This is a genomic window from Rhodospirillales bacterium RIFCSPLOWO2_02_FULL_58_16 (assembly GCA_001830425.1).
Lineage (GTDB): Bacteria > Pseudomonadota > Alphaproteobacteria > Rhodospirillales > 2-02-FULL-58-16 > 2-02-FULL-58-16.
This window is the reverse complement of sequence record MIAA01000021.1, coordinates 1-10958: the sequence shown is the minus strand read 5'-3', so window position 1 is coordinate 10958 and position 10958 is coordinate 1. Positions and strand designations below refer to the sequence as shown.

Here is a 10958-nt window from a genome sequence, read left to right as displayed (position 1 = left end):
CGGGCCGCGCCTCGCGGGCCTGCCCCTGCGAACCGGCGGGGGCCAGACGATAGAGCCGTTGAACCTCGGCGCTGTCCCTTCGCGCCAGACCGCGATCACCCCCGACGGCATCGCCGTCATCCCGGTCACCGGCACGCTGGTTAGCCGCTCCGGGTATCCGGCGGCGGCCAGCGGGCTGATGTCCTACAGCGACATCGGCGACGCCATCGAGGCCGCCGCCGCCAACGCCTTGGTCCGGGGCATCATGCTCGACATCGATTCCCCCGGCGGCGAGGTCGGCGGGCTGTTCGATCTGGTGGAGCGCATCACAGCCATCCGCCAGGAAAGCGGCAAGCCGATATGGGCGGTCGCCAACGAGGCGGCGCTGTCGGCGGCCTACGCCATCGCCTGTGCCGCCGACGTTCTTTACATCGCCCAGACCGGAGAGGTCGGCTCCGTCGGCGTGGTCGCCGTTCATGTCGACGAGAGCAATGCTGACCGCATGGCCGGACTCGCCTGGACCTTTGTTCACGCCGGCGAGCGCAAGGTCGACGGCAATCAACACGAGCCGCTGTCGACCCGCGCCCGGTCCGACATCCAGGCCGACGTCGACCGGCTCTACGATCGCTTCGTCGCCCTGGTCGCCGACAACCGCAACCTGTCGCCACAAATCGTGCGCGCTGCCGAGGCCGCCGTCTATCGCGGCGAGTTGGCGGTCAAAGCCGGGCTCGCCGACCGGGTTGGCGCGTTCCGTCAGGCCCTCGTCGAACTAAGCGTCACTCTCACTCCAAAATCCGTGCCGCGTGGCCGCGCCGCGCCTTCCATCAACAGCCGAAAGGAAACTTCCATGCAAACCACTGATCCTATTGCCGAAGCACCCGCATCCCCCGCGCCCGAAGCGGCGGGCGATCCCCTGCCCGAAGCGGCGGGCGATCCCCTGCCCGAAGCGGCGACCATCCACCCAACTCCTGCCCCCGTTGCCGGCCCCGACCCGACGGAGATCGAGCAGCGTCTGCGCGGTGAGTATGCCGAGCTGGCCGCCGTCGCCGCCCAGGCCGGCCGCCTCGGCATCAAGGTTGACGCCGCCGAGGCCATGGCCAAGGGCCTGCGCCCCGACGCCATTCGCCGCTCGCTGCTCGATGAGTTGGCCGTCCGCTCGGACGCCGCCGACATCGTCGCCGCCGCGCCGGTTGGACCCAGACCCACCGCCGAAAGCCCCATCGTCAAGCGCGCCCGCGAAGCGGCGAGCCGCGCTTGATTCCCCCATTCCTGACCAAGGAGAACTCCCATGCCCGTCCTCACTGCCACGCCCACCCTGGGCGACCTTCTCAAGTACGAACTCAACGCCAACTTTAACCGCGAGACCGTCGTTCTCAAGGGCGGAACCAGCTATCCGCTCGGCGCCGTGCTCGGCAAGATCACGGCCTCGGCCAAGTATCGCCTCTCTCCCGCTGCTGAAGTGGTGGGGGATGAAGGCGCCGAGGCCGCCGTCGCCGTGCTGCTGCAAGCCGTGGACGCTTCCGGCGCCGACGCCACCGGCCTGATCGTGGCGCGCGGCCCGGTCATTGTCTCCGAGGCCGCGCTCGCCTTCGACGCCTCCGTCGATCTGACGGTGGAGAAGAACGCCAAGAAAGCCGAACTGGCCGCCGTCGGCATCGTCGTCCGCGCTACCGCCTGACCCCATAACCCATAGGAGATTTAAGACCATGAACGTCATTGCCAATCCCTTCGACGCCGGCGGCTATTCGCTGGCCGAGATGACCCAGGCCATCAACATCCTGCCCAACATCTATACTCGCCTCGGGCAGATGGGTCTGTTTCGCTTCGAGGGCATCACCCAGCGCTCCGTCATCATTGAGCAGGCCGAGGGCGTGCTCAACCTGCTGCCCACCGTGCCGCTCGGCGGCCCGGCCACCGTCGCCAACCGCGATGTCAAATCGATGCGTTCCTTCACCATCCCGTGGATTCCGCATGATGACGTTATCACTCCCCAGGACGTCCAGGGCGTGCGCGGCTTCGGCGTCGCCGACGCCGCCGATCCGCTGGCCACCGTCATGGAGCGCAAGATCACCCGCATGCGGGCCAAGCACGCCCAGACCAGGGAGTACATGGAGATCAACGCGCTGAAGGGCATCGTTAAAGATGGTTCCGGGTCTACTCTTTACGACTACTTCGATGAGTTCGGCCTCACCCGGCAGTCGGTGGACTTCGTGCTCGGGACCGCCGGAACCAACATCCAGGCCAAGATCAGGGATGCGCTACGTAAGGTCGAAACCGAACTCAAGGGCGAGACCATGATCGGGGTGCCGGCCCTGGTCAGCCCGGAGTTCTTCGACAAGCTGATCGGCCATGTCAAGGTCGAGGAATCCTACAAATACTTCTCCTCGACCGGCGCCCAGCCGCTACGCGAGGACACCAGGCGAAAGTTCCCCTTCGCCGGCATCATGTTCGAGGAATACAACGCCACCGTCACCCTGTCGACCGGGGCCACCGAGACCTTGATCCCGGCGGGCGAGGGCATCGCCTTCCCCTTGGGAACCATGGACACCTTCGTCACCTATGGCGCGCCCGCCAATCTGATCGAAACGGTCAACACCATGGGCCTGCCCATGTACGCCCGTCAGATCGCGCGCAACGACGGCAGCGCCATCGACGTCAAGACCGAGGCCTCGATCCTGCCGGTCAACAAGCGGCCCCGTCTTGCCGTGCGCATTCACACCAGCAACTGACGGCGAGGATAAAACTCAGCCGGGAGGTTTTTTTACCATGGGTTGACGTTGCCTTGCCGTACAGCCTCTGCTAATCAGGTCTGATCATTCATCTTGCAGGGGGAACATCATGAACAGCAAGGAACTCGCCGCCGCCGTCGCCAAGGAAACGGGTCTATCCAACGCCCAGGCCGCAAAGATGGTCGCCGCCACGCTGAACGCCATCGGCAAGTCGCTGGCTAAGGGCAAGGACGTGCGGCTGATCGGGTTTGGCAGTTTCAGCGTTGCCAAGCGCGGCGCCCGGACCGGACGCAACCCGCAGACCGGCGCCGCCATCAAGATCGCCGCCGGCAAGGCGGTGAAGTTCAAGGCCGGCAAGGGTCTCAAGGACGGCGTCAACAACAGGTAGGCCACGTCCCTATTATGCGTCAGCGAAGGGCGGCTCAGGCCGCCCTTATTCTTTGGAGAAACCGTTTGGACGCCTTCACCGCTGCCCTCGACGACCTGTTTGCCAATCCCGACATCGCCCGCACCGCCATCTACCGTCCGGGCGGGGTCGGCGACGGGACGCCGGTGCGGGCGGTCGCCCGCCGTCCGGACCGGCAGGCCGAGTTCGGCGACATCGCCGTGCATACGGCGACGGCAATGTTCGAGGTGCGGGTGTTTGAGGTTCCGGCCCCGACTGAAGGCGATGCCATCATCTTCGACGGTGAGACCTTCATCATCCAGGGCGAGCCGACGCGGGACGCCGAACGGCTGGTGTGGACGTTAGATACGAGGCCGATATGAGAATCTCGGCGGCCATCGAAGGCGATCTGAAACATTTCCTGGCCGACGAGTTGAAGGCCGGCGAAGAGGCGGTAACGGCCGGCATCCGAGAAGCGACCGATGGCCTCAAGCAGGAACTGCGCCGACAGATCACCGGCGCCGGACTGGGCCGGCGTCTCGCCAACACCTGGCGGAGCGAGGTCTACCCCAAGGGCCAGAAGAGCATCCGCGCCGCCGGGCTGGTGTTCAGCAAAGCGCCCAACATCGTGCGGACCTACGAGGAGGGCGCGGTGATCCGCTCGAAGCACGGGTTCTTCCTAGCTATCCCGACGCTTGCCGCCGGGAAGTATGGCGATGGAAAACAGAAGATGACGCCGGGCTTGTGGGAGCGGATGCATGGCGCCCGACTCAAGTTCGTTTATCGCCGCCGGGGGCCGTCGCTGCTGGTCGCCGATAACCTGCGCGCCCGCGCCGGCAAACGCGGAGGGTTTGCCAAGGCAAGCGCTTCGGCGCTCAAATCCGGACGCGGCCTCGCCACCGTGCCCATGTTTTTGCTCGTTCCCCAGGTGACGCTACGCAAACGTCTCGACGTTGCCGGCGCCGCCGAAAAATGGATATCCGCCCTGCCGGGGCTGGTGGTCCGCAACTGGCGAGATACGGGACTATAGGATGGATCAATCAAACAGATCTGAATGGGTTCCGGTCCGGACAAGGGTCACGCTTTCCTCGTCTTCGTCCCAGATGAGCAGCCAATCGGGTTCAATATGACATTCCCAACAGGGAGTCCAATCACCAGACAGTCGATGTGGCCTGTGCCGGAATTCGAGAGGCTCTTTGGCAACAATCTTATTGATGATGCGGTCGAGCTTGGCTGGATCCTTTCCGCGCTTCGCGGCCCGTTTCATATCTTTCTTGAACAGCGTTGAAACGAGCAGTTCACGCATCTTTGAATTCAGCCATCAGGTCCTTGACGCTGGCGTACCTGGTCAGTCCTTCCTTGGCCTTGGCCTGACGGATCGCCTCCCGGGTTGCCGCATTGGGAATCCTCACCTCGAAGGGCAGGCCATGATGCATGGTCACTTGCTTGTAGAACAGGGTGATCGCTTCGGTTGGCGACAAGCCGAGCGCCGAAAAAACCTCCTCGGCCTTATGTTTAAGGTCAGGCTCGACGCGGGCGCGGATCATCTCGGTCTTGGACATGGCAATTCTCCAGATTTGCTAAACCGTATCACAGTTGGGATACAATTTCAATGCCCACCCGCCGCGAACAAATCCTTGCCGCCTTGCTGGCAAGGCTACAGACGATCCAGTCCGCCGCCGTCAAACGCGAGGAGCCGCTGCCCGAGAAGGTTCCGGCCGCCGGTCTGGTGATCCTGCGCGACGGCGACCCGGGCGAGCCGGAGATTTTACTTTCGCCGCTTACCTATCTCTGGCAGCACCGGGCCGAGATCGAGGTCATCGTCCAGATGGCTCCGTCCGCCGCCGCGACCGCCGCGCTCGATGTATTGCTGGGGGAGGTAGGCGCCGTCCTTGCCACTGATCGCACCCTGGACGGACTGGTCGACTGGATCGAGTGGGGCGCGCCCCGAACCCACGACCTCGCCATCGACGGCGCCGCCGGTCTCAAGGGCGCCGTGGTAGCCGTCACCCTGCACTACGAGACCAGCGATCCGCTGGCCTGAACTTTCATCATAGGAGAACCAAGATATGTCCCGTGCCTATGGCGCGAACGCCCTTCTATTGGCGGCGTTCGAGACTGTATATGGCGTATCCCCGGCAACGGGGTTCGTCCGCTTCCCCTTCGTCTCTTCGAGTCTCGGCTCTGAGCAGGGGCTGATCGACAGCGACATTCTCGGTCAGGGCCGCGATCCCGCCGCGCCGTCGCGCGACGTCATCAAGGTCGAGGGCGACATCGTCGCGCCGGTCGATCTGCGCTACTTCGGTCACTGGCTGAAGGCGCTGCTGGGTGCGCCGACCACCACCGGCGTGATGCCGGGGCCGTTCATCCACGAGTTCGGCTCGGGAGCGATGACGCTGCCCAGTATGTCGGTCGAGGTCGGCATGCCCGAGGTCCCCGCTTTCTTCCTGATCGGCGGCGTGCGGGTCAACTCGATGCAGCTTAATTTCCAGCGCTCGGGCCACGCCAACGCCACCTTCAACGCCATCGGCCAGGGCGAGGCCCGCAACGCCGCATCCCAGGGCGGCATTCCCGGCGGCATGGATTTAAAGCGCTTCGGCCAGTTCCAGGGCCAGGTGAAGCTGGATGGTTCTGCGCTCGCCAACCTGACCGGGGCCAACCTCACCTATTCCAACAACCTGGAGCGCATCGAGACCATCCGCAGCGACGGCAGGATCGACGGCGCCGATCCCACCATCGCCGCGTTGACCGGCGCCATCGAGGTCCGCTTCGCCGACACCGCGCTGCTCGACACCGCCACCTCGGGTGACCCGGTGACGCTGGAGTTCGCCTACGTCATCTCGGCCGACGAGAAACTGGTGATCGGGGCTTACGAGGTCTACCTGCCCAAGCCCAAGCGCGCCATCAGCGGTCCCGGCGGCGTGCAGGCCGGCTTCGACTGGCGGGCCGCCAACAACACCGTCGCCGGACGGATGATGACCGTGACGCTGACCAACGATGTGGAGGCTTATTAATGATCAAATTAGGAAATCGCGAGCCGGCTTGGCTCAGTCTGGCCGACGGCGTGCGGCTCAAGGTGCGCCCGATCACCACTCCCGCCTACGCCATGATCCAGGCCCAGGCCGAAAAGGTGTTCGACGACTGGGCCGAGCACAGAGCAGAATCTGAAAATCTCGATCCGGCCAATGAGTCGGTCCGTCGTGGTCTGATGCGCGCCCTGATGATCAAGGGCCTTGCCCTCTATGCCGTCATCGAATGGCAAGGCATAAACGCCCCGGTCTCCGACGAGACGGTGGCCGCCTTTATCGACGAACATCCATTGTTGGCGGCGCTGTTCTATCATCGCTATCTGGCGCCGCTCGAAGATAGGGCCGCCGAGGGAAACGCATCCGGGCCCGCGCCGCATGGCATTTCGGCGGCGGGCCGGGATATTGCCGAGGCTGCCGAGAAGGCGGACTCGCCTGCGGCAACGCCTGTTCTTATCGCCATCACGAGCCCCTGACCGAGGCTGGCTGGCAAACCTGGGACGTGCTGCTGCGGCTTTCCGGGCAGATACGTTTCGCCCCGAATGGCGCGGCAGTCGGCATTGACTTGTGCATCGCCCTCTCGCTGGCCGAGGCGCTCGGTTACGACGTTGCCGCCGTCGCCGATCTGCTGCCCGAGGCCGAGGCCGGGCTGCTCGAAGGCCTCGCGAACCTGCGTAACGAAAGTAATGCCTGATGGCCGACCGCAATCTCACCATCCGTCTTGCCGTCAAGGACGGCGATGTCGTCCGCCGCACGCTTGCGCAGTTGGGCGAGGACGGCAGCCGGGCGCTGGCCCGCATCGAGCAGGCGGCCAAGCCCGCCTCCAAGGGTCTGCTGGCAATCAATGAGGTTACCTCGGCGGCGCGGGTGCATCTGGAAGGCTTCGCCGGCAACCTGGGCGGGGTCGGCTCCGCCATGCTGCGCCTGGGGCCGATCGGGTTAGCCGCCGGGGCGGCCTTCGGTGGTCTATTCATGGCGCTGGGCAAGGGCCTCCACGAGATGGAAACCGCCCAACAATCGCTGCTACGCCTCGAAGCGGTGCTGAAGGCCACCGGCCAGGCTTCGGGACTGACCGGACGGGAACTGAACGATCTGGCCGACGCCATGGAGGCATCCACCATGGCCACCGCCGAAGGGGTGATGGACGCTTCCTCAGTGCTGGCCACCTTCCGCTCGGTGTCGGGAGATACGTTCGTGCGCGCCATCAAAGGGGCGCAAGATCTGTCTGCCGTGTTCGGCCAGGACCTGCGTTCCTCGGCGGTGCAATTGGGCAAGGCGCTGGAAGACCCGGTCGAGGGCATCACCGCCCTGAAACGGGTCGGCGTCACCTTTACCACCTCCCAGCGCGAGATGATCGCCGCCATGGTCGAGGCCGGCAACGTCGCCGGAGCGCAAGCTCTTATATTGGAGACTCTGGAGCGTCAGGTCGGCGGCGCCGGAAAAGCCGAGGCCAGGGGCCTGAGCGGGGCCACCCATTACCTGACGTCGGCCTGGGGCAACCTGCTGGAGGAACTGGCCAAGACGCCTGTGGTGGGGGGCGTGGTCGAGACCACGCTGCGCGGCATCGCCATCAGCCTTAATGGTCTCCGCGATATGTTCAAGGGACCGGACATCAGTCAACAAGTGGCGGTCAAAGTCCGCGAACTGGCGGAGGCCGAACAGCACTTGGCCGGGCTGCAATCGGGCAAGGTGGTCTGGGACCCAGGCTATGGTTTTAGGATAGAGACGGCGACCAAGGCCGCAGAGGCCACCGTGGCCCGTCTCGGGTCCGAGATCGATGGCCTGATCGCCAAGGGCCGCGCCGAGGTCGAAGCCCTTGATGCCGTGAAGAATAAAGCCGAGTCCGGGCGCGGTCAGGCCGAGCGGGAACGTAACGCCGAAACCATTGCGACGCGCATCAAGACGCTGGAAGCCGAGAAGGTAAAGAGCGCCGTGGATGCGGCGGAAAAGATCGCCACCGTCAACGACCGGCTCGCCCGCGACATCGCCGCCGCCGACCAGAAACGCGGTCGCCCCGGCATTGCCGACGCCGACGTCGACCGAGAAGTAGTCCTGCTGGGCGAGATTGCCGCTCGCAAGATCGAGGCTGTCGAGAAGCCGCTTCGCGATGCCGCCCTGCGTACCGACGCCCAAGCCCGCAAGGTGATCGCCGACCTGGAGCGCCAGCGCCATGCCGTCGACGATCCCCGCAGCGCCGCCGTCGATCAGGCGCAAGGTCGCCTCCCTGATGCGGCGACGGACGCCCAACGGACTGAAATCGAACGACTCTCCGCCGCGCTCTATGACCAGAAGCAGGCGATCAACGACTTAAACAAGGAACTGGAGGCCGAGGCCAAGCTGCGCGAGAAGGGTGCTGAGACTGCCAGGCGCCACCGCACGGCGGAAGAGGAATATCGCGACGTCCTGGCGGAGTTGGACAACTTGCTGGCCAACGCCGCCATAGAGCAGGAGACCTACGCCCGGGCAGTGGAAGAAGCCGAACGCCGCAAGCTGAATGCCTCTCGCGAGTGGCGAGACGGCGCTACCCGCGCCATTCGCGACTACGTGGACGAGTCCACCAACGCCGCCCGAATTGTTGAGCAGGGCATCAGCCGCTCGCTGCAGGCCAGCGAGGATGCTTTTCTTAAATGGGCGACCACCGGCAAGCTCTCGGCGCGCGATCTGTTCAATACCATCGCCGAGGAGGCGCTGCGGGCGGCGTACCGCATGTCGGTGGTCAAGCCGCTGGGCGGCATGGTGGAGGGGTTGTTCTCCTTAATTGGCGAGGGGTTGGCGGGATGGTTTAGCGGCGGCGGATCGTTCATCGGTGAGTCCCCGATAGCGGCCAACATCGCCCATTCCGGCGGCGTGGTCGGGTATGATAATTTGCGCCGCCGCAATGTCGATCCGGCCTTGTTCCGCGAGGCCGAGCGATTCCATGGCGGCGGCATCACGGGACTGCGCTCCGGCGAGATGCCCATCGTCGCCTTGCGCGGCGAAGAGGTGCTGACCCGCGACGATCCCCGCCACCGCTTCAACCTGATGCGCGGGCCTGCAGATCAATCCGCGCCCACCGTGGTGGTGCAACCGACCGTTTACAACACCGCGCCCAACACCCAGGCCCGCACCGAGACCAGGCGCGGCCCGGCAGGCGAGGTGATGATCGACGTCTTCGTCGAGCAAATGGAAAGCTCGATGGCGCGCAAGATCGGACGCGGCGAAGGTTTGGCCCCCACGCTGGAGCGCCGCTATGGCCTTAATCCGGCGGCGGGGGCGTACCGGTGACCATCACCTGGCCCGCCACACTGCCGCTCCCCACTATTGAGGGCTACAGCCTCCGCCCAAGCGAGACGATCCTGCGCACCGAGATGGAGGCCGGACCGGCGCGGCAGAGGAGGCGCTTTACCCAGGCGCCGACCCGCATCGCTGTGCGCTGGCTGATGCGCCGCGAGCAGTTCGCCGTGTTCGAGGCTTGGTACCGTTGGCGCGCCAAAGAGGGCGGGCAATGGTTTCAGATCGATCTTCTCGGCGGCGTCGGCCTCACCACCCACGAGGCCCGCTTCACCCGTCAGTTCGACGCGAGGCTCAAGGGCGGAATCCTGTGGGAGATCACCTCGGAGTTAGAAATCCGCGAGCGCCCGACGTTGTCCGAGGACGCGCTGGCCGTCGCTCTCGATAGCGATCTGATCCTGCTGTTTCGCGACGCAGACGCGCTGCACGCCCTCGTCCATTCCGGGCTGCCCGGACCTTACGTCTGGTAAGCCGGGTTCCATCCATCTTTTCTTTGGAGTAGTCCTATGACGATACAAACCGACCTTCAGACCGCCGTCGCCAAAGTAACGGCTGACAGCGCCACCCTGCACCAGATCGTCCACGGCGCCGCCACGAGTACGGTCACGACCGAGGGTGGCGCGGTCAAGACAGTGGCCAAGGCGCTGGCCGATCTTGAGGCGCTCTGGGAAGCATCTGATATTATTTCCCAGGTCACTGCTCTCAAGGATGCGGCGCTGGCCGCCTACGATAATTTTGACGACCGCTATCTGGGGGCAAAGGCGACCTTGCCCTCGCTCGATAACGACGACAATGCGCTCCAGGCGGGGACCCTATGCCTGTATACGGGCGGGACGATTCCCACCATGATGCTGTGGACCGGAAGCGTATGGTCGGCTGCTTATGTTTCAGCCGAGAATGGCCTGCTGATCTCTAACGCATTGTCAGAATTGGCGTCCGTGGCCGCGACGGCGCGCGCCAACCTGGGCCTGGGAGCGGTGGCGACGGAAAACATCCTCCCGCCGGCGCTGGGCGGCACCGGGGCGGTCGCCGCGCCCGCAGCGCGCGTCAATTTGGGTCTCGGCTCGGCGGCGACACTCGATGCCGGCGCCGGCGCCGGCAACGTGGTCGTGATACAGACCGGCGGCAAGTTGCCCGCGCTCGATGGCTCGGACCTCACCGGGCTTTCCGCCTCCGATCCCGTCGCCCGCGCCAATATCCTGCTCAATGCCTTTCGCCTCGCCGTCGTCGGCGGCCTCTCCGTCCAGGCCATGGCCGACGGCGTGGTTGACGAATTTGAAGATCAAACCGGCGTTGACGACGCAGCATCGACCGGCGAGATATATAACGTGGATAATGATTATTATTCCGCCGGCGCGATCCCGCCGTCCGATTTTGTCCCCGCCATGTCCGCCTACACGGCGGACGGCGTAACCATCTCGGCCTCCGCCGACAATGGCGACCTGGCGTGGAAGGCTTTCAACGACAGCCAATCGTCGTGGTGGCAGTCCCAGATCGATCCGAACTCAACGCCGCAGTGGCTCAAAGTTGATTTTGGGGCCGGGAATTCCAAAGTCGCGACGAAATATA

General features: G+C 64.8%; 13 protein-coding genes and 2 pseudogenes (1 of these 15 running past the window's edge). 13 read left to right on the top strand and 2 right to left on the bottom strand.

All coding sequences use genetic code 11. From position 1 onward, the window contains the following. The 6 genes and pseudogenes from A3H92_06190 to A3H92_06165 form a co-directional block, all read left to right on the top strand. Positions 1-1237 (top strand): annotated as a pseudogene (locus A3H92_06190) (phage tail protein) (it extends 89 nt beyond the left edge of the window). A gap of 30 nt (positions 1238-1267) precedes the next feature. Beyond that, complete coding sequence (locus A3H92_06185) at positions 1268-1657, top strand: hypothetical protein (protein OHC75196.1); 390 nt, start codon at positions 1268-1270, stop codon at positions 1655-1657. Positions 1658-1685: 28 nt separating this feature from the next. Continuing rightward, the gene (locus A3H92_06180) at positions 1686-2708 is read left to right on the top strand and encodes a phage capsid protein (GenBank protein ID OHC75195.1); all 1023 of its coding nucleotides are present in this window, start codon (positions 1686-1688) and stop codon (positions 2706-2708) included. Between the two features lie 109 nt (positions 2709-2817). After that, on the top strand, positions 2818-3096 hold the full coding sequence (locus A3H92_06175; protein ID OHC75194.1) for a DNA-binding protein HU: 279 nt from the start codon (positions 2818-2820) through the stop codon (positions 3094-3096). A 65-nt stretch (positions 3097-3161) separates the two neighbouring features. Next, a complete protein-coding gene (locus tag A3H92_06170; protein ID OHC75227.1) occupies positions 3162-3476 on the top strand; it encodes a hypothetical protein in 315 nt (104 codons plus the stop codon). Further along, complete coding sequence (locus tag A3H92_06165) at positions 3473-4123, top strand: hypothetical protein (protein OHC75193.1); 651 nt, start codon at positions 3473-3475, stop codon at positions 4121-4123. Before A3H92_06170 ends, A3H92_06165 begins: the two co-directional genes overlap by 4 nt. A 6-nt stretch (positions 4124-4129) precedes the next feature. Here A3H92_06165 and A3H92_06160 read toward each other — a convergent pair whose 3' ends face one another. Together A3H92_06160 and A3H92_06155 are read right to left on the bottom strand one after the other, a co-directional pair. After that, a complete protein-coding gene (locus tag A3H92_06160; GenBank protein OHC75192.1) occupies positions 4130-4399 on the bottom strand; it encodes a hypothetical protein in 270 nt (89 codons plus the stop codon). After that, on the bottom strand, positions 4392-4655 hold the full coding sequence (locus A3H92_06155; protein OHC75191.1) for a hypothetical protein: 264 nt from the start codon (positions 4653-4655) through the stop codon (positions 4392-4394). Before A3H92_06155 ends, A3H92_06160 begins: the two co-directional genes overlap by 8 nt. Positions 4656-4705: 50 nt before the next feature. Here A3H92_06155 and A3H92_06150 point away from each other — a divergent pair, with 50 nt between their 5' ends. From A3H92_06150 to A3H92_06120, 7 genes and pseudogenes are all read left to right on the top strand, one after another. Next, positions 4706-5137, top strand: coding sequence for an acyl-CoA transferase (locus A3H92_06150; protein OHC75190.1), 432 nt, complete (start codon positions 4706-4708; stop codon positions 5135-5137). 25 nt (positions 5138-5162) lie between these two features. Then, positions 5163-6107: a hypothetical protein gene (locus A3H92_06145; protein OHC75189.1), complete on the top strand. Its 945-nt coding sequence runs from the start codon at positions 5163-5165 to the stop codon at positions 6105-6107. After that, positions 6107-6595 carry a hypothetical protein gene (locus A3H92_06140; protein OHC75188.1) on the top strand — a complete coding sequence of 163 codons (489 nt, stop codon included), beginning with the start codon at positions 6107-6109 and terminating at the stop codon, positions 6593-6595. Before A3H92_06145 ends, A3H92_06140 begins: the two co-directional genes overlap by 1 nt. 32 nt (positions 6596-6627) lie before the next feature. Further along, positions 6628-6813, top strand: coding sequence for a hypothetical protein (locus A3H92_06135; protein OHC75226.1), 186 nt, complete (start codon positions 6628-6630; stop codon positions 6811-6813). Beyond that, positions 6813-9383: a hypothetical protein gene (locus A3H92_06130; protein OHC75187.1), complete on the top strand. Its 2571-nt coding sequence runs from the start codon at positions 6813-6815 to the stop codon at positions 9381-9383. Before A3H92_06135 ends, A3H92_06130 begins: the two co-directional genes overlap by 1 nt. Further along, on the top strand, positions 9380-9859 hold the full coding sequence (locus tag A3H92_06125) for a hypothetical protein (GenBank protein ID OHC75186.1): 480 nt from the start codon (positions 9380-9382) through the stop codon (positions 9857-9859). Before A3H92_06130 ends, A3H92_06125 begins: the two co-directional genes overlap by 4 nt. A 36-nt stretch (positions 9860-9895) precedes the next feature. Then, positions 9896-10958, top strand: a pseudogene (locus A3H92_06120) (hypothetical protein).

Bases quoted from the DNA above. Each gene is read 5' to 3' on its own strand.
- A3H92_06185 (OHC75196.1), top strand. From the start codon at position 1,268: ATGCCCGTCCTCACTGCCACGCCCACCCTGGGCGACCTTCTCAAGTAC.
- A3H92_06180 (OHC75195.1), top strand. From the start codon at position 1,686: ATGAACGTCATTGCCAATCCCTTCGACGCCGGCGGCTATTCGCTGGCC.
- A3H92_06175 (OHC75194.1), top strand. From the start codon at position 2,818: ATGAACAGCAAGGAACTCGCCGCCGCCGTCGCCAAGGAAACGGGTCTA.
- A3H92_06165 (OHC75193.1), top strand. From the start codon at position 3,473: ATGAGAATCTCGGCGGCCATCGAAGGCGATCTGAAACATTTCCTGGCC.
- A3H92_06160 (OHC75192.1), bottom strand. From the start codon at position 4,399: ATGCGTGAACTGCTCGTTTCAACGCTGTTCAAGAAAGATATGAAACGG.
- A3H92_06155 (OHC75191.1), bottom strand. From the start codon at position 4,655: ATGTCCAAGACCGAGATGATCCGCGCCCGCGTCGAGCCTGACCTTAAA.
- A3H92_06150 (OHC75190.1), top strand. From the start codon at position 4,706: ATGCCCACCCGCCGCGAACAAATCCTTGCCGCCTTGCTGGCAAGGCTA.
- A3H92_06145 (OHC75189.1), top strand. From the start codon at position 5,163: ATGTCCCGTGCCTATGGCGCGAACGCCCTTCTATTGGCGGCGTTCGAG.
- A3H92_06140 (OHC75188.1), top strand. From the start codon at position 6,107: ATGATCAAATTAGGAAATCGCGAGCCGGCTTGGCTCAGTCTGGCCGAC.
- A3H92_06130 (OHC75187.1), top strand. From the start codon at position 6,813: ATGGCCGACCGCAATCTCACCATCCGTCTTGCCGTCAAGGACGGCGAT.